Annotated in this window: 20 protein-coding genes; 6 read left to right on the top strand and 14 right to left on the bottom strand. The window is 49.3% G+C overall.

Going from position 1 to position 23,039, the window contains the following annotated elements:
- Window positions 1-34: 34 nt before the first annotated feature.
- Both RHM61_RS12250 and RHM61_RS12245 read left to right on the top strand, forming a co-directional pair.
- Window positions 35-331 (top strand): hypothetical protein, encoded by a 297-nt coding sequence (locus RHM61_RS12250; protein WP_322247592.1) that lies wholly within the window; start codon window positions 35-37, stop codon window positions 329-331.
- Window positions 328-1,005, top strand: coding sequence for a nucleotidyl transferase AbiEii/AbiGii toxin family protein (locus RHM61_RS12245; RefSeq protein WP_322247591.1), 678 nt, complete (start codon window positions 328-330; stop codon window positions 1,003-1,005). Before RHM61_RS12250 ends, RHM61_RS12245 begins: the two co-directional genes overlap by 4 nt.
- Window positions 1,006-1,040: 35 nt before the next feature.
- Here the strand turns inward: RHM61_RS12245 and RHM61_RS12240 are convergent, their stop codons facing one another.
- Window positions 1,041-2,180, bottom strand: coding sequence for an ABC transporter substrate-binding protein (locus RHM61_RS12240; RefSeq protein ID WP_322247590.1), 1,140 nt, complete (start codon window positions 2,178-2,180; stop codon window positions 1,041-1,043).
- 675 nt (window positions 2,181-2,855) lie between these two features.
- Between RHM61_RS12240 and ycaO the strand changes: the two genes are divergently transcribed.
- The 3 genes from ycaO to fumC all read left to right on the top strand — a co-directional run bounded on the left by ycaO (window position 2,856) and on the right by fumC (window position 6,622).
- Window positions 2,856-4,574: a 30S ribosomal protein S12 methylthiotransferase accessory factor YcaO gene (ycaO, locus tag RHM61_RS12235; RefSeq protein ID WP_322247589.1), complete on the top strand. Its 1,719-nt coding sequence runs from the start codon at window positions 2,856-2,858 to the stop codon at window positions 4,572-4,574.
- 286 nt (window positions 4,575-4,860) lie between these two features.
- Window positions 4,861-5,148 carry a BrnA antitoxin family protein gene (locus RHM61_RS12230; protein WP_322247588.1) on the top strand — a complete coding sequence of 96 codons (288 nt, stop codon included), beginning with the start codon at window positions 4,861-4,863 and terminating at the stop codon, window positions 5,146-5,148.
- Window positions 5,149-5,227: 79 nt separating this feature from the next.
- Entirely contained in the window at window positions 5,228-6,622 is a 1,395-nt protein-coding gene (gene fumC / locus RHM61_RS12225) for a class II fumarate hydratase (protein WP_322247587.1), read from the top strand.
- Window positions 6,623-6,700: 78 nt separating this feature from the next.
- Here fumC and RHM61_RS12220 read toward each other — a convergent pair whose 3' ends face one another.
- On the bottom strand, window positions 6,701-7,057 hold the full coding sequence (locus tag RHM61_RS12220; RefSeq protein ID WP_322247586.1) for a hypothetical protein: 357 nt from the start codon (window positions 7,055-7,057) through the stop codon (window positions 6,701-6,703).
- Between the two features lie 445 nt (window positions 7,058-7,502).
- On the opposite strand from RHM61_RS12220, the gene RHM61_RS12215 reads away from it, so the two are divergent.
- Complete coding sequence (locus tag RHM61_RS12215; protein WP_322247585.1) at window positions 7,503-8,243, top strand: hypothetical protein; 741 nt, start codon at window positions 7,503-7,505, stop codon at window positions 8,241-8,243.
- Between the two features lie 127 nt (window positions 8,244-8,370).
- Here RHM61_RS12215 and RHM61_RS12210 read toward each other — a convergent pair whose 3' ends face one another.
- The 12 genes from RHM61_RS12210 to RHM61_RS12155 all read right to left on the bottom strand — a co-directional run bounded on the left by RHM61_RS12210 (window position 8,371) and on the right by RHM61_RS12155 (window position 23,039).
- Window positions 8,371-8,709 (bottom strand): toxin-antitoxin system HicB family antitoxin, encoded by a 339-nt coding sequence (locus RHM61_RS12210; RefSeq protein ID WP_322247584.1) that lies wholly within the window; start codon window positions 8,707-8,709, stop codon window positions 8,371-8,373.
- On the bottom strand, window positions 8,696-8,956 hold the full coding sequence (locus RHM61_RS12205) for a type II toxin-antitoxin system HicA family toxin (RefSeq protein WP_322247583.1): 261 nt from the start codon (window positions 8,954-8,956) through the stop codon (window positions 8,696-8,698). The genes RHM61_RS12210 and RHM61_RS12205 overlap by 14 nt, the downstream gene beginning before the upstream one ends.
- Window positions 8,957-9,328: 372 nt before the next feature.
- Window positions 9,329-10,570, bottom strand: a complete 1,242-nt coding sequence (locus RHM61_RS12200; protein WP_322247582.1) for an oligosaccharide flippase family protein — start codon at window positions 10,568-10,570, stop codon at window positions 9,329-9,331.
- A 1,068-nt stretch (window positions 10,571-11,638) separates the two neighbouring features.
- Window positions 11,639-12,829, bottom strand: a complete 1,191-nt coding sequence (locus RHM61_RS12195; protein WP_322247581.1) for a Wzz/FepE/Etk N-terminal domain-containing protein — start codon at window positions 12,827-12,829, stop codon at window positions 11,639-11,641.
- A gap of 2 nt (window positions 12,830-12,831) precedes the next feature.
- Window positions 12,832-15,186 carry a polysaccharide biosynthesis/export family protein gene (locus tag RHM61_RS12190; protein ID WP_322247580.1) on the bottom strand — a complete coding sequence of 785 codons (2,355 nt, stop codon included), beginning with the start codon at window positions 15,184-15,186 and terminating at the stop codon, window positions 12,832-12,834.
- Between the two features lie 72 nt (window positions 15,187-15,258).
- Window positions 15,259-16,200 carry a glycosyltransferase gene (locus RHM61_RS12185; protein WP_322247579.1) on the bottom strand — a complete coding sequence of 314 codons (942 nt, stop codon included), beginning with the start codon at window positions 16,198-16,200 and terminating at the stop codon, window positions 15,259-15,261.
- A 411-nt stretch (window positions 16,201-16,611) separates the two neighbouring features.
- Window positions 16,612-17,394, bottom strand: a complete 783-nt coding sequence (locus tag RHM61_RS12180; RefSeq protein ID WP_322247578.1) for an SGNH hydrolase domain-containing protein — start codon at window positions 17,392-17,394, stop codon at window positions 16,612-16,614.
- 12 nt (window positions 17,395-17,406) lie between these two features.
- Window positions 17,407-18,651, bottom strand: coding sequence for an acyltransferase (locus RHM61_RS12175; protein WP_322247577.1), 1,245 nt, complete (start codon window positions 18,649-18,651; stop codon window positions 17,407-17,409).
- 111 nt (window positions 18,652-18,762) lie between these two features.
- Window positions 18,763-19,896 (bottom strand): glycosyltransferase, encoded by a 1,134-nt coding sequence (locus RHM61_RS12170; protein ID WP_322247576.1) that lies wholly within the window; start codon window positions 19,894-19,896, stop codon window positions 18,763-18,765.
- Window positions 19,893-20,684: a glycosyltransferase family 2 protein gene (locus RHM61_RS12165; protein WP_322247575.1), complete on the bottom strand. Its 792-nt coding sequence runs from the start codon at window positions 20,682-20,684 to the stop codon at window positions 19,893-19,895. The genes RHM61_RS12170 and RHM61_RS12165 overlap by 4 nt, the downstream gene beginning before the upstream one ends.
- Window positions 20,671-21,879, bottom strand: a complete 1,209-nt coding sequence (locus RHM61_RS12160) for a hypothetical protein (protein WP_322247574.1) — start codon at window positions 21,877-21,879, stop codon at window positions 20,671-20,673. Before RHM61_RS12160 ends, RHM61_RS12165 begins: the two co-directional genes overlap by 14 nt.
- Window positions 21,861-23,039 (bottom strand): glycosyltransferase, encoded by a 1,179-nt coding sequence (locus RHM61_RS12155; RefSeq protein WP_322247573.1) that lies wholly within the window; start codon window positions 23,037-23,039, stop codon window positions 21,861-21,863. The genes RHM61_RS12160 and RHM61_RS12155 overlap by 19 nt, the downstream gene beginning before the upstream one ends.

The following is a 23,039-nucleotide window of genomic DNA, read 5'->3' as shown; positions in this document are numbered from 1 at the left end:
ATTCGAGACACCATAGCCGTGGATACGACTTCATATGTCTGCTTTAAACAAACAAACCCTTCAAGCTTTGGCCAGCAAATATATCTGGTGGAAGTCCGCCAGTGAAGCGGCATCGATGCCGGAACGACTGATTGCTCAGGTAATGAATATCGGCGACTACGCCGATGTCGAATTACTCACCGCGCAAATCGACCAAACGGTCTTGCGCGACGTGTTGTTACACGCACAGGCCGGCCAGTTCAACGAGCGCTCTTGGGCTTATTGGCACTATCGACTGGGCATTTGTGAACAGGGTCAGGTACCAGCCCTCCCTGTGAGAAAATTTGTATGACCAAAAATTTACCCGCCAATTTGGCTATATTGCCTATGGCGCAGCAAGCACTTTGGCCTCACCTTCGTCATATACCTGATGCAGGTTTCATACTGTATGGCGGTACCGCAATTGCACTGAGATTGGGCCATCGTCAATCAATCGATTTCGATTTTTTTTCAGACAGGTCACTTGACAAGGCAGACATCATTAAAGCGTTTCCATTAGCTGCAAAATCTACCAGCCTCCAAGACCGAGATAATACTTGGGTTATGCTGGTCTCAGGCAGCCAAGAAGAATCCGTCAAGGTATCCTTTTTTGGTGCACTCGATTTCGGAAGAGTGGGTGAACCGGAACTGACACAAGATGGCGTACTCCAAGTCGCCTCACTGGACGACCTGATGGCGACCAAAGTCAAAGTCATTCTTCAACGCGCAGAAGCCAAAGATTATCGCGACATTGCTGCAATGGTGAATGCAGGGGTGAGTCTGTCACGAGGACTGGCTTCTGCTCGCCTGCTGTTTGGTCCGAATTTCCAAGCCAGTGAGAGCCTCAAAGCTCTGGTTTACTTCAACGACGGCGATCTCAACACCCTGACTGAGACTGAAAAAAATACTTTGGTCAACGCGGTCAAATCGATAGTGAAGCTTCCCTCAGTAAATCTGCGCTCCAGTCGCTTGAGCGACATGCTCTGAAAATGACGCGAGAAGCGCACCGCCACAAGCACACCTCAATGCATGAAACGCCCATCACGCCCCACCACCGTCAGATCGATAAAATCCGACCCGTTATGACTCTGGCTGCTGAACTTCACATCAAAACCGCCGGTATGGTAAGTGCCCATCCCCTCAAGCGCACGAATCAAACCCTCACGCGTGAGATTGGCACCAGTTCGCCGCAAGCCCTCGACCAACACTTTGGCAGCGATGAAGCCCTCGACACTGACATAGCTGGCAGTATGCCCATGCTTACCGACATACCATTGATGATATTCCTTGATAACCGGATTGATATCATCCCACGGTGCCGGCATGACTTGTGAAATCATAATGCCGCGTGCATCCGCACCCAACTCGTGCACCAAGGCTTCGCTGCCGACAAAGGAAATATTCCAAAACACTGGCATCGTCCCCCCACCCTTATGCATTTCCTTGATAAAGGCTGCACTCGAGGTATACGCCGACACCATCACCACCGCCTGCGGCTGCAAGCGCCGTAGCGCCGCCACTGCCGCCTTGACTTCACTGCTGTTACGCTCGACGGTCGCCACCCCAAGCACAGCAATATTGCGCTTGGCCAGCGCGCGCTGAATACTTTCCAAACCGGCCTGGCCATAGGCGTCGTTTTGATATAACACCGCAATCTTGCTCATCGCCAGCGTGGTCGCATGCTCAACGATGCGATCCATCTCTTGCGCATACGAAGCGCGCACATGAAAAATATAATGATCGAGCGGTTCGCGCAAAGACTGCGCCCCGGTATAGGGGGCAAAAAAGGGTATCCCTTCCTTACGTACCAACGGCAAAGCCGCATTCGAGGTCGCCGTGCCGACATAGCCGAACAAGGCAAACACACCATCCTTACCGCTCAGGGCTCGGGTATTGCTGGCTGCACGCTCGGCTTCGTAACCATCATCGAGCGTTTTCAGCGTAATCTGTCGTCCCGCCACCCCACCCTGGGCATTCACCATATCAAAATACGCTTGCGCACCATCGCGCATACCCTGCCCCAATTCCTGCGCCGGACCAGACAAAGCGGCCGACTGCCCGAGCGTAATGGTTTTCGCCGTCACACCGGTTTCTGCGCCGGCCAGTGCGGCCCAAAAAAACATACTGCAGCCGAATAATTGTAAGTAATTTGGTTTTGACATACGAAAGACCTGAAAAAAATAAAAGAAAACACCGACGTCAGCAGCCAACCACGCCAACACAAAATTTGCCTATACTAACCGCATACTCAGCGAACTTTATGACATATCCTTGACAAAATTATTTCCCCAGCTTGCCACGCACGCATATAAAGGCGCGCACACGGCAATGACGAAGTGGGCGACGATTGCCGCCGGCACGAAAACGACGCATAACAAGCACCCCACGCTTCGTCGTTCCCGCGCAGGCGGGAACCCATGCCACGCCGTCGATAACATCGGCCTTGTCATATCGTCGTTCCCGCGCAGGCGGGAATCCAGTGGCACGCCAGTGCCTTCGAAGTAGGCAGTTAAATCAAGTGCGCTCTTTTTTCGCTGCACAATACAGCACCGCTCGCCCCGGCTTGCCACGCACGCAGATAAAGGCGCTCACGCGCCACTGGATTGCCGCCTACGCGGCAATGACGAAGTAGGCGACTATTTACTCCTAAGCGGCAATGACGAAGTGGCCAACTCATACCAACGAAAAACCCTTTTACGACAGCCACAATCAGCACGAAAACAAGGACATACAAAAAACATATCCGTATTTTTCACACTGTATCTGTTCAAAAAAAACGCCAATGCCCCCACTTTGGTGTAAATTGCGCCCATCTTTTTACTTTTTTTGGGGCCACGATGCAAACCGAAAGCTTTATCATAGGCAAAGATGCCTCTCTCGAATCCACCATCCGCACCATGCAAAGCAAGCTCGCCCAACGCGGCTTCGTTTTGAATGAATCTTCATGGCTCAATGAAATCGAAGGCATCTGGTCAGTCCACGTGAAAGACCAAGAATGCCCGATGTTATTCGCCAATGGCAAAGGCGGTACAGAATTAGCGGCGCGTGCCAGCGCCCTCGGCGAATTTTTCGAACGCCTCGGCACCCACTATTTCTGGACCCACTTCTACCTCGGTGCCACGCGCGCCGCCGGCACTTTCGTCCACTACCCGCAAGAACGCTGGTTTGCCCCGAACGAAGACGGCAGCTGGCCGGCCGAGATGCTCAACCCGGAACTGCACGAGTTCTACAACCCCGATGGTGAAATCGATGCCGCCGTACTGGTTGACCTGAATTCCGGCAATGTCGAGCGCGGCATCTGCACCCTGCCCTACCTGCGTTTGTCCGACGGTGCACTGGCCTACATCCCGGTCAACATCATCGGCAACCTGTATGTCAGCAATGGCATGGCCGCCGGTAACACCATGATGGAAGCGCGCAGCCAAGCGCTGTCAGAAATTTTTGAACGCCACATCAAATACCGCATCATCAGCGAAGGCATGTGCCTGCCTGAAGTACCGGACCAAGTCATCGCGCGCTTTCCCCGCATCGCTGCCGGTATCGCCGGTCTGCGCCAAGCCGGTTTTGGCATCGTCGTGCGCGACGCTTCGCTAGGCGGCCAATATCCGGTCATGAACGTCACCCTGCTGCACCCGAAAGACCAAGGCATCTTCGCCAGCTTCGGTGCCCATCCGCGTTTTGAAATCGCACTTGAACGCGCCCTCACCGAACTGCTGCAAGGCCGCGCCCTCGACACCCTCGAAGGCTTTCCTGAAGCCGGCTTCGACATGGATGAAATCAATGCCGTTGCCAATCTCGAAATCCACTTCGTCGACTCCAGCGGCGTCATCAGCTGGGATTTTTTAGGCGACACCCCGGACTTTGACTTCGTCGATTGGAACTTCAGCAACAGCACCGCCGAAGACTATGCCTGGCTGGTCGATGCCATCCACGCCGAAGAACGCGACATCTACGTAGCCGACTTCGAAGAACAAGGCGCCTACAGCTGCCGCATCTTAGTACCAGGCATGTCGGAAATTTATCCGGTGGAAGATCTGGAATGGGAAAACAACAGCGTCGGCAATCAAATCCGCCCGGCCTTGGTGCGTTTGCATGACTTAAGCAAAGACGAATGCAGCGAGCTGCTGGCCGACCTGCAAACCATGAACCTCAACGACGAACGGCCGTTGTGGGAAATTCTCGGTCTGGCCATACCAGTCGGCACGCCATGGAAACAACTGCGCATCGGTGAACTCAAAACCCTGCTGGCCTTGGCAGTCGGCGACCACAGCGCCATCCTCGAAGGCTGCGACTGGATACACCATTTCAACGACCTTTCCAAAGACCGCCGCGTCGTCTACCGCTGCATAGAAAGCATCCTCAAGCTGGAAGACAAAGAAGACTACCTGCGCGCGCTCATTCTGCTGTACGGCGAAACCACCTTCCGCCAAGCCGAAGCCCTGCTCGACGGCAGCGAACGCTTCTTCGGCCTGGTCGAACTCGGCAGCGACATGCAAGGCAGCGCCATGCACCAAAGCTTGCTGGCCGCTTACGATAAATTGTTTGCCGCCGAATAAACGCGACACCTGACCAACCTGACAACAAGCCGCAGCAATGCGGCTTGTTCGTTTCTCACCAGGCCAATGGTGCGCATGCTTCAGAACAAAGCCAGATTGTCGTGAAAATTCTTGAATTGATCAATATTCGTAGCTACAATTAACTATGAAAATCAGCTTTGATCCCCTAAAAGATGCCAGCAACAAAGCAAAACATGGCATTCCTTTGGGCGCTGCCGCGCAACTCGAGTGGAGCGAGGCCTTAATCGATGTGGATAATCGATATCGAACAGAGAGATTCACTATTATGCAAATCAAATCTAAATCAGGCCGCCTTCCCAGCTTGCTTACGGCTGACGAAGATGCCCTCGCTACGGCTGCCGCCTTATCAGACCCAGACAATCTGCCATGGACGGACCAACAATTGGCCGAACTGAAGTTAACACGCCCCCGTGGCCGCCCGTTCGGCAGCGGCACCAAAGAGCAAATCACGCTGCGCATTGATCGTACGGTACTGGCGGCCTTCCGCGCCGGCGGCGCAGGCTGGCAAACCCGCATCAACAGAGCCCTCGAAGAATGGCTGAGCACCCATTAAGTTGTCATACTTTATCTCAGTCATCCGCCGCTTAGGAGTACACTGGTAAGCACTAACTTAGCTATTAGCAAGCAAAACAATGACTGCAACGCGTCTCGAATCTGATTCCATGGGCACGATTGAAGTAGCCTCAGATAAATACTGGGGCGCTCAAACTCAACGCTCTATCCACAATTTTCCCATCGGAACCGATCGTTTCCAGTGGCCGCCTGCAGTGATCAAAGCACTGGGAATATTGAAAAAATCTGCCGCGCTAGCCAATTTAGAACTGGGCGAATTAGATGCGGCAATAGCCCTGGCTATCATCGATGCCGCACAAGAAGTGATTGACGGAAAGCTTGATCAGCATTTCCCACTGGTGGTGTTTCAGACCGGCTCAGGTACGCAATCGAATATGAACGCCAACGAAGTCATATCCAACCGCGCAATAGAAATGCTCGGTGGCGCGATGGGCTCCAAGACCCCCATTCATCCGAACGACCATGTGAACCGAGGACAATCTTCAAATGATACCTTTCCCACCGCGATGCACATCACCGTGGTGCAAGAGCTATTGACGACACTCCTGCCTAGCTTGCTGAATTTGCGTCATACCTTCGCTGACAAAGCTGTTAAATTTGACAAAATCGTAAAAACTGGCCGTACCCATCTGCAAGATGCAACCCCCATCACACTTGGCCAAGAAATTTCCAGCTGGGTGGCACAAATTGACTATGCCAGCGAATTGATCACCGCATCGCTAGATGGGCTGTATCAGCTTGCCATTGGCGGCACTGCGGTAGGAACCGGACTCAACGCGCATCCACGCTTTGGAGAACTCTGTGCCGACCACATTGCCAAATTAACGTCCTACCCATTCCGCTCCGCGCAGAATAAATTTTTCGCCTTATCCGCACACGATGCGATGGTCAATACTTCCTCCACTTTGCGCACACTGGCCGGTGCTTTGATGAAAATTGCGAACGACGTCCGTTGGCTGGCAAGTGGTCCGCGTTGCGGCATTGGAGAAATCCTGATCCCGGAGAACGAACCGGGCTCGTCTATCATGCCAGGCAAAATTAATCCTACCCAATGCGAGGCATTAACCATGGTGTGCGCACAAGTATTTGGGAATGATGCGACAGTCGCCTTCGCTGGCAGTCAAGGCAATTTCCAATTGAACGTATTTAAACCGGTGATATTGCACAATGTATTGGAGAGCATTCAATTAATTTCCGATAGTTGCGCTGCTTTCAATGAGCACTGTGCCGTCGGCATCATGCCAAACTTGCCAGTTATCGAAGCAAATTTGGATAAAAATCTCATGCTAGTCACGGCATTGAACCGGCACATAGGCTACGATGCGGCAGCCAAGATCGCAAAAAAAGCACTGCAAGACGGCAGCACGCTGCGTGCCGCAGGGCTTGCTTTGGGGCTGATCAGTTCCGAACAATTTGATGCCTGGGTTGTGCCATATCAGATGACCCACCCTTAATTGCGCCATACCACGAGAACAAGCACGCCATGAGGAAGCGCAGCTTTCATCCCAAAGTTTTTCACCACTCAGCGCCACTCACAACAAGCCGGACAACTCCGCAGCACTGCGCGTATGCCGTTCAAACAGCAAGGCAATGAGCGCACAAATCCCACCCGGCGCAAGCCGCTGCGGCTCAAGCTGCTCCAACAACGCCAGCAGCGCCGCCAAGGCCGCGCCGCTTTCTTGTATGGCGCGGTTGATACCGTGCAGCGCATCGAAGCCGCTGCAAATCGCCGCATAGTCATCGAGCAATTGATCAAAACCAAACGCCTGCAAATCAGCCTGCGCCACACCGCGCAGCGTTTCCAAACGGGTTTGTAAAGCGTAAAGCCGGTATAAGGAGTGAGATGGTGCGGACGCATTGGTGTGCGCGCTGGGGGTGGGGACAGGCATGATGGCCTCTTGGCGGAAGTAAAAACCACGACTGTCGGGCGCGGATCGTGCCGCTGTGAGATGTGTTGAGCACCGAAGACAAGCATAGTTGAGCACATTTTATTTGGCAATCGGCTTTTATGCAAAGTCCGCGCCGCTGCCCGTGCGATGCATCTGCCCCTATGTCAGCGCTGGCCCTCGGTTGACGTCACTTGTCTGATACAGCCTGAAAATTCCTGCCCAAAACCGCACCACCATGCAGCAAATTTACGCTTTTGTAGCAAACTTCGTAGAAATGTATCGAAGTATCGCGCTTTTTCGCGCATCGTTACAGATACATACATTTCTCAGGTTCAACACCCGCTATTCTTGGCTTTGAATTTCCGTTAAGCACGTTATACCTATAGCCTGCCTCGTACAGACCAGGCGACGCAGCTATGAAAACCACTACGAAAGGAAAAAACTCATGTCCATTTCTTCACTCAGCAACAATAACCTGTCCATCTTTCAAACCCAAGCCACCTCTGCCACTTCGGGCGTGAGCAGCACCAGCTTCGGCGGCGGTGATGGCGATGGTGATGGCGGCAGCGGCGGCGTGAAACGCGCCGGTGGCCAGTTTGCCGCGGCGCTGATGCAAGCCTTGTCGCAGTTGGCCAGCAGCAGCGCTAGCAGCGCCAGCTCAGGCACCAGCGCTAGCACCACCGGCACAACAGCGAGCAGCACGGCAGTCAGCGACACCAGTAGCACTGACAGCACCAGCGCCACCGATCCGCAACAAGCCTTGGCCGCCTTTGCGCAAAGCCTGTTTGCCGCCTTGCAGGCGCAATCGGGCAACCAAACCGGCAGCAGCAGCACCAGCAGCGACAGTAGCACCAGCACCAGTGCCGTCAGCGCCAGCAGCGGCCACCATCATCATGGCGGTGGTGGTGATGTCAGCAAGCTTGAAAGCGGTTTGCAAAGCTTGATACAACAATTGAGTGCCTCAAGCAGCAGCGCCACCAGTACCAGCAGCACGAGTACCGGCAGCAGCAGCACCGACAGCTCCGACAGCAGCGCGATCGCCGCACTCAAAAGCAGTTTTTCAAATTTACTGACAGCCGAAGGCCAATCGGGCAGCACGGCCAGTTTGAGCAGCTTTTTGCAAAATCTGAGTTCGAACCTGCAAGGTGCCAGCAAGACCGGTAACGTCGTCGCCACGCAAGCTTGACCATGCTCGGCGCGGACCGTTTTTGATCAAACGCTCCGCGCCGCGCCCGGCTTCAGGCGCTGAGCAAAGTCCACGATGATGAGTATGCGTAAGTCAGCGTGGAGACAATCGCGTTCTACGGCACGGTTTATGCGGGCTTAGCGAGACGTTGTGCAACAAGCGAATTCAATGACACACCGGCCTGCGCAGCTTCCATGGCGAGCGCGCGGTGAACGCGTTTGTCGATCCGCACATTAAAGTTGCCGCTATACTCGCGGCGGGCTGGCGCGACCGGAACGATTTCGTCGCGGTTCTCGTAGCTCTCGCGCACACCGGCCCATGCTTCGGCCAATTCATTCAGTGCCGCCTCCGGCGTGAGAGCGAAAGCAGATACGCTCGGCAATTCGACAAAATGCGCCAGATAATCACCTTCGTCATCCTGATACATCGTGACGGTAAAACCATCAAATCGGTCAGTCGTGGCCATTTTCGCCTTCCCTCTCAAACTGTGTAATGAATTGTTCGACTTGATAGCCCTTGGCCTTGCCATCACGGCCCTCCTGAATGGATAAGCGATGCCCGGTCGGTGAATACCAGATTTGATGACTGCCGCGCTGGTGGTCGAATGTCCAGCTTGCGCCGCGCAATAGCTGTTGAAAGTCTTGAAACGACAATCCGCTTGGATTATTCAAGGCTTTAGAGGCTGTCGCAAAAGGGTATTGAGTCGGTATCATTACCCTAACTGGTGGCCACATCATTCCTGCGCGCTTTTGGCAGGAACCCAGCGGCGTTCGTGGTTAACTGAAAATGCCAGAAATTGTGGCATTTTCAGTGTAAAAAACGACGCGGGGTTCCCGCCAAAAGCATGCGGGAATGACGAGGTATGCGGTGTTTCAGGTGTAAAAAACGTCCATCAGGCTTTTGCGACAGCCTCTTTAGCGATGAGTTTTTCGCGCTTCATCATATCGTAACTATAGGTAGTTACAAAAATATGTCAACAATTTTTAAAACGACATAACACCGAGATCAACCTGAAACTCTTTATCATGACTAAATTTCGGCCATTACCGCTCAGACAGTAACAAAATCACTCACGCACTTGTCACTTACCACAAAGAAATTTTCTTCTGCTTCAACAGCAACACCATGGTCAAGGTGATCATCATTTCAGTGAAATACAAACTGGCGATCAAGCCACCCGATTGATAATGATAAGTCAGCCAGCCACCATACAGCGCATGCAGCGGCCCGGCGCACAGATAAATCTTACTCATGCTGCGGCTTTGTCCCAAAGCCAAAAAGCGCCATTGCGATAACATCGCCGCTACCGCAATGATAGAGGGCAGAAACGCCAAGGCCTTCAAATACCAAGAGGCCGGCGCGAAGGCCTCACCCAGATAATGCAAGGCAATGTAATCGGCCCCAAAAAACATCACCGCACCGCCGCACAGTTGTATGCCCATCATGAACCAAGCACCGCGCCGCAGCAGTATGCTGCATTCGGCCGCACTGCCCGGCTGCTGGCTTAGCGCAGCAACGCGCGGAAACAAGGCGGCCGCCACCGGTTGAATGAAACCTTGTGCAGCCACGCGGATTCTATCGGTGGCCGCAAAAAATGCGACTTGCTCGGGCAAACCGAAAAATTTTAATAAAATTAAATTCAGGGTGGTGTAAAAGCTGGTCGAGATATTCGATAAAAACACTGGCCAACCTTCTTTGAGCATACTGACGATGCTATGCCGACTGATAGACGCCGATACCAGCATACGGGTTTGCAGCAGGTACGCGAAAGAAAACAGCGCCGCCAGCAGGCCCGATATATTCTGCAGCAAAGCCGCCAACAACACATCATCATGGCTGTTCACAAAAACAAACACCAAGGGTAAGGGCAACAGCCGCGAAGTACTGGTGATGAGCGCGAGCACGCGCATTTTTTCTAAACCTTGAAACAACCAAGTGGGAAACAAGGCATTGCCGATTACGCCGATGAAGCACATCGCCAACAGCGCGGCATTTTCACGTATCGGTGCAAATGTCCCCACCAGCGCCAGGCACAGCAAGGCCGAGCACAGTGCCAGCAAGAGTTTAACGGCGATGGTATTGGCAACGATGGCCGAGACTGAAGATTTTTTTCCATCGCTAATAGCGATCAGGCGAGTGGCCGTGATGCCGAAGCCGTAATCGGTTACCAGAATAAAATACTGTATCAGCGCCTGCGCAAAACCGAGCGCGGCAAAGGCAGCGATATCGAGCGTGCGCGTCAGGTAAGGCAAGGTGGTCAGCGGCGCGAGATAAATAATTGCTTGAACCAATACCAGATACAAAATATTTTTTGTGACAGCACTCATGCGCAGGTGATCAGTAAAAAGAAAAAAACAGCACGGTTTGTTGTGCTGCGTGCGAGAAGCCCTTCATCATGTCATTCCCGTACAGCTCAGGTCTCGTCATTCCCGTACACCTCACGTCTCGTCATTCACGCACACCCCACGTCTCGTCATTCACGCACACCCCACGTCTCGTCATTCCCGCGTAGGCGGGAATCCAGCGGCGCGTAAGCGCCGTTCAGCGGCCCAGATCAACAAGCCCGGCGATGTTGCAACGCCTAAGCTGTGAAGGCACTGTCGTGCCACTGGTTTCCCGCCTGCGCGGGAATGAGGTCATGACGAGAACGGCAATGTCATCGTCGACACCCGTCATTCACGCACACCCCACGTCTCGTCATTCCCGCGTAGGCGGGAACCCAGTGGCGCGCAAGCGCCGTTCAGCGTACCAGCTAACCAAGCCCGGCGATGTTGCCGCGCCTAAGCTGTGAAGGCACTGTCGTGCCACTGGGTTCCCGCCTGCGCGGGAATGACGTCATGACGAGAACGGCAATGTCATCGTCGACACCCGTCATTCACGCACACCCCACGTCTCGTCATTCCCGCGTAGGCGGGAACCCAGTGGCGCGCAAGCGCCGTTCAGCGTACCAGCTAACCAAGCCCGGCGATGTTGCCGCGCCTAAGCTGTGAAGGCACGGTCGTACCACTGGGTTCCCGCCTGCGCGGGAATGACGTCATGACGAAAACGGCATTTTCATCGTCGACACGCGTCAATATCTCAACGGAAACTCATTCCCGTATGCGCCACATTCGTCAGTGCCGTATGCACGTGGTTCGTCATTCACCGAACTCTCACACCCCGTCATTCACGTAACACCCCACGTCTCGTGATTCACTCACACCCCACGTCTCGTCATTCCCGCGTAGGCGGGAACCCAGTGGCGCGCAAGCGCCGTTCAGCGTACCAGCTAACCAAGCCCGGCGATGTTGCCGCGCCTAAGCTGTGAAGGCACGGTCGTGCCACTGGGTTCCCGCCTGTGCGGGAATGACGTCATGACGAGAACAGCACTGTCCTCGTCAACACGCCTCAATGCCTCAACGGAAGCTCAAATACTTTTTCAACTGACGCCATTTTTCTTCCTGCTCAGGCGTTTTCGGCGCGGCCGAAGCTTCGGCCACAAACGCCGCAATCAGTGCCACGATCAAACCGAACATGGCGGCCGCCAGCGTGATAAGCGCGCGTTGCGGTTTAAATTTACGTTCCGGTTCAATGGCTTTATCGAGCACCTGAATCAAAGGAATATCCTTAGCTTCATCGAGACGCGCCGCTTCATATTGCTTGGCCAGTAAATCATAAAGCATTTGATAATACTTCACATCACGCAGTATCTGTATGCTGCTTGGCCCGCCAGCCGCATCGCTTGCACGCGGCGCTGCTGCCAGCGGATTACCATTTTCCAACTTACCGAGCTCCTGCTGCATACCCAACAACTCTTGGTAAGCGCGCTTATACTCATTATTATTCGGCGTAACAAAGGCTTGCATGGCCTTGAGTTGAATTTCCTTAGCCGACACCGCCGCACGCAAACGCGCTGCAGTTTCCACCACGGCCTTGCTTTGGCCATCAACACTGAGCACGCCCTTGCTATCGATGCCTTTGGCCAGGGTAGTTTCGGCCACGATCATCTTGTCTTTAGCGAGTTCCAATTGTTTTTCAAAAAACAAGCGGCGCTGCGAAGCTTCGGTGAGCGCAAAGCGACTCGTCAGTAAAGTCAGTTCTTCCACATAGGCATTGGCGATGGCCATGGCAATTTTCGGGTCTTTATCTTCGACTTCAATCCCGATCAAACCATCTTTACCGGCGGCGATGGTGGAATTGGTGTCCAACATCTTGCGCGTAGTTTCTACCAACTTGACGTCATAACGCTTTTTCAAATCGAAACGGCTGATCAGCTTATCGGTAACGGCGCGGCTTTTCAGCATGGCGATATACAAGTCATTAGGGTTTTTAATCCCCAACGCGGCACCTGCGCCACCGGCCAAGCCACCGAGTTGGCTCAGCATAGCCGAGGCGGTCGATTGGCTCTGTTGCGGTGGAAGAATCTTGGTATTCGCCTTAAAAACGGCTTGCATGCAGAGGCTGATCAGCAAACCAGCCACCCCACATACGATCGGGTACAGCATAATTTTTTTCTTATGCTTGGCCAGCGTGAGCAAAATATCCATCAAGGCGAGGCCATCATCTTCATCTGCCGGAGCGGCGTGCAACTTATCAAGTGTCGTCATGCTTAATTTTTCAAAGATTTAATTGCGGCTGCACCGAGGCCGAAACCAGTGAGTATCGTTGCCCAATCTTTCAAACCAACAATGAATTGCTGGTAAGTCGTTTGTTTATTCAAGCGTTCCGGTACAACAATCGTATCGCCCGGCATGACTTGCGAAGAACCTACACTCGAGAACCAACCGCGCCCAGTGTTTGACAAGACAGAACCATTGGCCCGCAAGATAAAGGTGTTGTCGATATCGGCTTCGGAAGTTGGGCCAGCTTCGGCCAAGTAGTTATCCACCGACAAACCTTTTCTCCAGATAATCGACGATTCTTGGCTCAGCGCGCCGAATACATGAACAAAATCTGGCCGGCTAGGGATGATCAGTTGATCGCCATTTTCCAACTTCAAAACCGGCAGCTTATCAAAATTTTCGTCGTTGGCAGCCAAACTGAAAGCAATCCGGCCGGTGGCTTTCATTTCACGCAACTTAGCCACGGCTTCACTGGCAGCCTTTTGTTCGGCTGCCAGCTTGATGGCCGCCGCTGCAGGAGTGGCCGAGACGCCCTGATTCGCAGCCGAACGTGCCCCCTCACTGCGCACTTGTGCTTCGAGACGACGCGTAACGCGTTCCAAATTAGCCTGCTGCTCTTGACGCGCACGCTCACGATAAAACTCGGTGCCGAATAAATAGGCGTTCGTGGTAGGGCCACCGGCTTTGGCGATCAGCGTTTGCAAATTGTCACCGGGACTCATTTGGTACACACCCGGCACATTGACTTCACCCTCGATGCGTGCAAACACCTTGCGCTTGGCAATTGGCACCTGAATATCGTTTTGAGAAAAAATCGTCACCGCATCACCGGCTTGCAACATAAGGTTATCGGGGTTGGCCGGATTTTCCATGGCCCGACCCAAATTGAAGGGGATCAGGCTAACATTGAGGGTGTCGCGATCGATGCGTTCAATCACAGCATAATCCCAATTGACATCATCGATCAAATTGCCGATGCTGCTGGCAATCGAGAACGCATTTTCACGCACATCCCTTTTATTATCCTGAAAAGTGCCGAGGCCCTGTTTTCCCTTGGCATCAGGATCATCGCTCTGCCCCTGTACATCATTCTGCCCCAGCACATCATTCTGGCGCTGTATCGAGGCGCGCGTGACCAACGCTGCGCGGTTCGGTATCAAATCGCGTATGCGCATGCCAGCCTTAAACGGCACTCGCAAGGCTTGATTAACATTGCCGCGCAAACTAACTGCGTTAGAAAACTCCGGCGTAATCGAAGCAACGGTGAGCATGTCGCCGCCTTTCAGGATTTTCTTCAAACCAGCTTGATCGAGCGCGAAATCTTCTATCGTGCGCGGCTGCGCCTTGGCATTATCAATACGCTCTAAAAAAACCCGACGCGGATCGGCGATGACAGGCAAGCCACCGGCGAGTTCGAGAATGCTGGCAATGCTTTCATTGGCCGAGCGCAGTTCGTACACGGCCGGGGTATTGACCTTGCCAACCAAGGCAATATGGCCGCTGGCCGGTGGAATATAGATGGTATCGCCATCCTGCAGCTTGACATCATTGCTCTTGTCGCCCTTGGCGATAAAGGCATATAAATCAAGACTGCCGACCACTTTACCGGCGCGTTTGACTTGCACATTACGCATGGAGCCATTGGCATTCGGCCCGCCACTGGCCAGCAAGGCCGTTACCAGAGTAGAGAAACCCGACACCGTATACGAACCTGGTCTCTTGGCCTGCCCAACCACATACACGGTCATCGCCCGCACGCGGCCAAAATTAACGCTGCTGGTGACATCGCGGTACTGCTTGGCGATAGCCGCGCGGATCACCGCATCGGCATCGCCTGCCTTGACACCAGAAAGCTGAATATTGCCGATGGTCGGCAAATTGATGTTACCGCTGCGATCAACCGTGGCACGATAATCGATATCGACACTGCCCCAAGCGCGCACCTGCACTTCATCGCCACTGCCGAGCACATAGTCGGTAGGCAGCGGGGTGTTTTGGGCCGGCACAAAGCCTGCCTGCGGACTGGAAAAAAATTCACTTCCAAACAGCGCTAAATTTTTACCGGTGGCGTATTTAATAAAATTCTGAAATTCGCTCGGTTCCTGCCGTTTCGCGGACAGATCGCGCCGCGCAGCCGCATCGCCATTGTAATCAGCGGTATTGTTATTGTTATTTTGCGCAGCGCCTTGATTAGTGATGTGCGGTGCCGCTTTAAGCGCAGTGCTAGTGCTGGCATTGGCGTTGGTGTTGACATCAGCGCCATTGTCAGTCTGCTGGGCAAACACGCAGGAAGCCGCGAAAATCGCGAAAACCGGCAGCGTACTCTTGATTATCTGGTGCATAGAGGGTGTCATATTGTCGGGTTACAATCTAAAACTAAGGCGCGCCAGGCTGTGGACAGTCCGGCGCTGAGATCAGGAATTGGTTTTCTTGGCCGCCGCAGCGGCAGGCTTGAGGCCGCCGCCTGCTGTCATCCAGCGCTTGATTTTAAAACGCACAATCATGGCATACAATCCGCAATAGCACAAAATAAACAAGCCGGTAAACAGCAAGACCAGCGGCGTACTTGACCAGCAAAGGACAGCCGGCACGATCGAAAACGCCGCCAAGCACCACAGATAAGGCGCGGTCAGTGAATTCCGTTTGATCATATGCTCGGCTTCTTTCGAGCCTATCATGTGGCGCACCAGGCGTTTGTAAACCAGCGAATGCAGATGTATCGCATCAGGCAAACCAGCCGGCAAGCCGCGGATCACCTTGCGGCGGTAAATAGAGAACACCGTTTCCCATACCGGATAAATCACCAGCAAGAGCGGAAACCAAGGCGATACTTGGGGATTGCGATAGACCAGCATGACGCAAATTTCTGCCACCATGAAGCCCCACAGGTAAGCACCACCATCACCGGCGAAGATGGAACCGCGCGGATAATTCCAAAACAAAAAGCCCATCGTGGCACCGATCAGCGCCAAGCACTGAGCAAACAAAAACAAATCATTGACTTGGTAACTGACATAGGCCAGAGCCGATAAAATCATCACCACCACGCCCCCAGCCAAACCGTTGAAGCCATCGATGATATTCATGGCATGGGTAATGCCGCCGACGGCAATCATGATCAATAAGGCATTGACCAAGATATACGTGGTGATCAGCTCATCGAGCCAAGCCACGTCGAGCCGCACCAACTTGGCATTAAGCAGCCACATGCCGATTAAGGCAGAAACGAAAGCAGCCAGCAGACGCTTGAGCGGGCTGACTTTTTTAGTCAAATCTTCAGTCATCCCAGCCAACCAGACAGGAAGAATGGCTGCGATGAAGGGCAGACTGTTAAATTCGTATGTGTCATAGTACATTGCAGCCATGCCAGCTAACAAACCCAAAAATACAGGCAAACCACCTATGCGTGGTGTTGCGCCATGATGCATCTTTTGCGGCCCAGAACCTACATGATCTGAAGACAAATGTTGATGTGCATGCTTAAACTGTATTAGAGCAAAACATGCTAGCCAAGAAACAGCAATGGCAAAAGAAAACACTTTTATCATAATAAAAAAAACCTTAATTCCTGCGAAAATCGAAAAGTGCTTGGTTTAAATGCTCTGAACACCCATCTAAAATTCGTCGTTAACAAACAATCCCATTCCAACTAGTCAACGAAATTTGCTCAAAGACGATATTTATTGATCTTGCAACAAAATCTATCAGCAAAAAATCATTAATCACAAAACTTTTTCCGTTAGAAAATGTTCCTGAAATCAACTTACTTATTTAACATCTACAAACGACGATGTCAAATAATTATTTAATTGTCGACCGATTAATCCTGCCGCAAAATCTGAAATATGATCGCTATAACTGTATAAAAGCCTACCGCTCTTTTCTGGTGTGCAAAAACGGTTTGTTTCATCACAAAGTATGTTGAGTGTATCAAACACCCTTACTTTCCTTGAATCAATAGTTTGCAATTGATTCAACAATAACCGATATTTTTCAGAAAGCTTCAGTTGCTCTTCAATTCCGATTCGGCAATACTTTTTTTCGCCATTTAAATATTTATTTAAAAAATTAAATTCGGTAATCCTATTTAAACAGACGCTGGGATCAGCCAAAGTAGGATTATTAACAACCAACACAATATTTTTTCCAGCTTTTAAAAATATTTTAATGACCTGAGAAAATCCCTCAAAAACATCATCATAGTTTTTACTATTTGATAAATCCTCAATAGAATACTCATTATTCAACTGGAACAATGCTCGGGTCGCAGCGACAATAACGACAGTTTCAATATCGGGATTGCTTTGAATAGCATTTACAGCGATGCCTGTCATTTTTTGAAAACTTGAATAATCTGTTCGGCTAGACATTAATGGAATAGGTGCTCCGTTAGCGCCATTCCCACCAATGAATAACCACCGTCCACTATCGAGTGAGGTCCGAACTAATCCGGGAAAAAGAGCAGCAGCTTTGCTATCCCCCATCAATGCAAAACGGGCCTTGCCTCTGGAGTCTTGCTGACAGTTTCCGAATAACTGTTTGTCTTGCATGTTAGTGACGCCTCAATCATTTACGCTAAATCCCAAGTCACCATTATCTGCACCACTCAACGAAAGTGGATTCAAGCGTGTAAAAGTCCGATTTAAGCCATTACCGTGAGACAAAACAGCTAAATTTCGTTCTTTTACATAAGAATAGCCGCTTAGTGAACCAAGAGAAATCATCATCAACACTAACGCAAATGTTGCCGTTTTCCCCCACTGACTAAATCTTATTGGCTTTTCGACGACATGCAGCGTCGCCCATGCCAGAATTATAGAGGCAACAACCGCAGCAATTCTCATTTCCAAAGAGGGCACTGCTCCTAAAATTACTCTTAAAAAAGAAAGTATCGGCCAATGCCACAAATATAAAGGGAAACTAATTAAACCAAACCAAACCAAAAATTTATTGGATAAAACCTTTTGATTGAACCAAGTTTCACTGGAAGAGTAAATTAATAATGCAGCACCGATTGTAGGAAATAATGCCCAATAACCTGGAAATGCGTTCTCTTTTGTAGTTAAAACCAGACCGCATAATATTAAGCAAGCCCCGATACAGGACAGTACGGAATCGGCGTCGATACCGATAATTTTATTTTTTGACCTTTTACTTAAATAAATTATTGCTAAGGCGGAACCAACCAATAGCTCCCAGAATCTCGTTAATGGCGAGTAAAAAGTTCCCGTGGGGTCTCTACCAATTTCTACAATATTTAAAGTAAACGATAAAATACCGACGGCGATACAAATATAGAAGAGGTTAATTTTCTTCCTACTTGCGATCCACAAAATGAACGGCCAAAAAATATAAAATTGCTCTTCAATAGCGAGCGACCAAAGATGTAGTAACGGTTTCGTATCAGACAAAATATCAAAGTAGCCAGCATCTTTCCAAAGTACAAAATTTGAAACAAATGCGACCCCTCCAACCAAATTTTTATTCAGAAGCTGAAATTCTCGTGGAAACAAAAATAACCAACCTATCGCATACGTTGTAAATAAAACGAGTAGCAATGCAGGAAAAATTCTTTTGATTCGTCTACTGTAAAAATCAAAAAAACTAAAACTTTGGGCCTGTAAATTCCCATAAATAATAGTTGAAATCAAAAATCCGGAAATGACAAAAAAAATGTCAACTCCAACAAATCCGCCGGGAATCAATTCAGGAAACGCATGAAAACCAACTACTGATAAGACTGCAATTGCACGCAGGCCATCAACATCGGCTCGATATTTTGGATGTACAGGACTAGTTTGTATCACTGAAAAATACTCTGATTTTAAGTTAAGTTACTATCGGATTAGGACATATGAAAACGACGATTACAAGCTATCGACAAGACAAACGCCTCACGGTATATTCAAAAAATTTGCTTACAGGATATTCTTATATAAATTCAACATTAAAGTCACTGAAATATCTTCGGTAAATTCACTGAGAAACCTAGTCCGAGCACCAGTGGAGAATTTTTCCGAATCAATTTTTGACCACAGAATTCTATTGCATGCCTCAGCAAGCTTTATTTCATCACCAACAGGCACATTTAAGCCGCTCACCTCGTGCTGATTTACCCACGGCACTCCCGACCCCGGTATGTTGGACGCTACAATTGGCAGACTGTAAGCCATCGCCTCCAGCAACACTACCCCAAAGGCTTCGGAGCGCTCAATTGAAGGTAGACAAAACAGATCAGCCCTTCGATACAGTTCAGCGAGTGCATTGTCTTCCAGGCGACCGGTCAAAAATACTTTTCCGTTTAACTTAAGATCTGAAATAAGTTTTTCCAACGATTGATACAACTCACCGCTTCCAACGATTACAACAGCCGAGTCATCGCTAAGCTTTTCCGCTGCTTTAATCAGGACCTCAAACCCTTTATATGGGACCAGCCGCCCCACTGCTAAAACAAGTTTCTTTCCTGTTAATTTTTCGTTCAAATCATCCGACAGAAATGTGCTGCCAGATAGTAAGCTTCCGGTTCCACTTGTATCTGCTATTCCGATTGGAATGATATTTACTTTTTCGGAGAATCGCTTAAGAATCGGGGAGGCATCTGCATAAATCGGTGATGTAGCGACAATACAATCAGCTCTCTTTAATAACGCCGTTTCAAGGGGTCGCAAAATCGAACCGAGTATCCCTTTTCCGATTACATCGCTATGCCAATGAACGACCAACTTTGGCTTTTTTCCTAAAAAAAGAGAACCCAATGCGCCTAACATATTCGGGACATGTATATGAACAATATCCGCTGAGCGTCCCTCGGAGATACACCTCCAAAGATATTTTAAGCCTATAGGCTGAGACGCGATCGTTCTCCAAATAGGCGCACGAACAACATTGACGCCATCAATCACTTGCTTCAGTTTTGCAGGTGTCTTTTCAAAGCAAACGACAGTAAGTTGGTGCCCCGCCTTTACAAAACCAGATGCAAGGCTTTCGGTGACACTTTCAATGCCGCCGGAATCCGGGCGATAATACTTCCCTATATGGACAATTTTCATCATAGCTGCTTCCCAGTCTTAGCGAAGTACTTACGCGAGACATGCCCCTTTAAAGATCGCCACCAAACAGATATTGGCCAAGCAGCCCACCATCTCAATGGAACCGATCCATAGTATTTTTTCACTATGGCCATTGATTCGCTATAGTGCTGATGCCGTTTTGTATTGGTTTTAGTTTCTTCGTGATCTCGATTTATAGCAACATCGACCTCAATGTAACGAAAGGGGCCGATACGCTCAGACAGGCGCCACCATAAATCGTAATCCATCGACATCCCCAGTGTCTCGTCCGCTCCATCAACTCGTTCCCATGCATCCCTCCGCATCAAAGTGCCAGGCTGGGAAATAATGCATCTAGAAGCCAATCTGACTCTACTGAACGGCTCAGTCTTAATACGTTCTAACTTTTTTAAATTTTTATCTGTATTCCAGACCCGTCCATAAACAACAGGAGAGTCCGGAGCACTGGTAAATGCAGCTAGCAATGCATTCAAACCACCCTCAAGATAGACATCGTCGCTATTGAGCCATGCGACATATGGGGCGCTTCCTTTCGCTATACATTCATTAATTGCAGCAGTTTGCCCATTATCTGGTGCACTGCGCCAGCCAGCCAATTTGTGTTCCCACTTTTTAATCACCTCCACAGAGTTATCCGTAGAGCCGCCGTCCGCAACATATACCTCAACAGGAATATTTTGAGAAAATATTGATGCGAGCGCATCGTCAATAAACTGACCCTGATTAAATGAAGGAACGGCAATAGTAATTACTGGTTTAATGTTTGTCATTTGTAGCTACAGGTGTTTTTTTTAAGGTTATGGTTTTCAATAGCATTGAAAAAATTAATAATATTTGCAAGTTATAACCAATATTGAACAAAAACGGGCGCTGCGCAATCAGCGCTAGTATGGCAAGTGATGTCAACATCCAAAATCTATTCAACTTCAAGGCACTAATAACTATGAGCGATACAATAATGAAAAAAATTAAATAATATGCTGAAGCGGCCATAATTCCGTAATAAGCTGCTGGAAAAGCAGGATTTTCTCCGAATCCACCGTATATATCAAAACATGAAGATATATCCCAGTTGCAGATACCTCCCATCCCATACGGATGTTCAACAACTAAATCGAACGCACGCTCAAACAGCTTACTTCTGTTGTCGCCAGCCAATGCCCCGTCAACCACAGTAAATCTATCGATTATTTGAGAAACTCCGCTCGATAAGTACAAAAGATAATCAATGCCTGAGATTGCACAAGCTGGAATAAACAAGAGTTTTGATTTACGTGCCGCAAACACAATCAAGCAACAAACTAAAATATGTGCGATCGAAAAAGTGATTAAACCACCAATTATCAAGAACCAATCTATCCCCCGCAATTTCCGATAGACCATTAAATTAATCAGTAATATTGTGTCTATCGCAAACGTATATGCACCGGGCTCATCAAAAATAAAACTGGGACGGATGATATGACCGCCGCCAATAGGAAAATTTGAATTAGAAAAAGTTGATAGAAACAGCAAGAGCTCTCGGCCATCCGGGTTAATCAGGCGAAATAGGTCAGCACCGCCAGCGAGGGCATAAAGAAACCCGATGATAGCCAGTGCAAGTGACAGCCCCATGAACTTAGTAGCAAAGTCGAGTGCTTGGGGATGTTTTCGCAAATCTATTAAAAATACTAAAGGTATTAGTGCGCATGTCATTAAAATACGCGTGACCACCTCGGCATTGAGTTCAAAAATCATGCCTAAAAGCGAAATTCCAAATACAAGTATAGTGAAGAGAAAATAGCTTCTAGGCAATGTCTCTTTTTGCAAAAATGTTAAGCAAACGAGCGCTAAACAAGTCACCAAAAATGCATACGGATTAGACATTTGAGAAGATGAAATTAATGCCATAACCAAAAAAAACGTGTACCCCATTTTATTTGGCGCATCTATTTTCATCACATCAGTTACGCCTTTCTTGTGCAATCTAATTCCAATGTATGGTTAATTATGTTTAAGTATGTCAATGCAAATTCATGCTGACGTTTCTTGTAATCTCGTACAAGCAATTTCTCGTCTAAAGGAATCGCTTTTTCTTGAAAAATTTCTACCATTAACTGTGCTAATTGATCAGCATTATCAGGAGAGAAAAATTTTCCAAAAGTGGGCGCTTGCTCTTTATGAACCGCTAAATCGGATAAAAGTAATCGTTTGTTTAATGTTTTAGCCTCTTCCACAGTCGTGCTCCAACCTTCAAACCGTGATGGGTTCAAAACTGCCAATGCATGCACCATCATCGATTGAGCATGCTGAAAGGGTATAACTCCTAACACTTTAAAATTAGTGGAAACGCCAGCCTCTTCACAGGCATGCATCAATTCACTGAAATAATTTGGCCTTCTGAGGTCTTTCGTCTGTCCTGTGCATACTACCGTGACATTGACACCTTGCTTCTTTAATATGGCAAGAGCGTCAATAACAATTTTGTGATTTTTATGTGTCCAAAATTGATTCGGGAGATAAAGATATTTTTCCGGTAAATCATAAGTATTCATCAAATGATCTAGCGAGACTATTTTACTAAAATCAATTGGGTTCGATACAAATCTTAATACATGCTTATCTACCTTCGATTTCGGATAAAAATCCATTAAATCTTTTAAGGCGTCAGCGCTACTGACAATTACCCCATCACATTGTTCGCAAGAAGTCATGTAACGTCGCTTCACCCATCGAAGTTGTGATTCAGTCCAGTGTTCTGGCAGATGCATAAACTGAAAATCAAACAGCCAAGGTAAAGTTTTGATCCCAGGCTTGTTACCTAAATAGCCGGAGTGAGAAAGTAAGTCAATTTTCTTCTGGAGCAAAAATCGCGCCAAAATTGGATCTGAATCAAAACCACGAAGAGTGAACTGACGTAACAGCCAAGCTGGGTTCATCCGATCCAAAATACTGGTTCTGATTACTTCCAGAAACGGAAACTCTTCAGGTAAAGTTGTCTCAGTCTTATTTCCGGTAATAAACACGAACTGAATTTTACTTATGTCTTGTAATTGTAAGCTCTCAAACAAACTGGCAAAATAGTTCCTCCCACCGAACCAATCTTTGTCGTTGAAAGTGTATGCAATAGCAACTTTTAATTTCAT

Origin of the sequence: Undibacterium sp. CCC3.4, from assembly GCF_034347425.1 — a bacterium.
Classification (GTDB): Bacteria; Pseudomonadota; Gammaproteobacteria; order Burkholderiales; family Burkholderiaceae_D; genus Undibacterium.
Note: the sequence above shows the minus strand (reverse complement) of the source record. Positions and strands in the feature narration are given on the sequence as shown.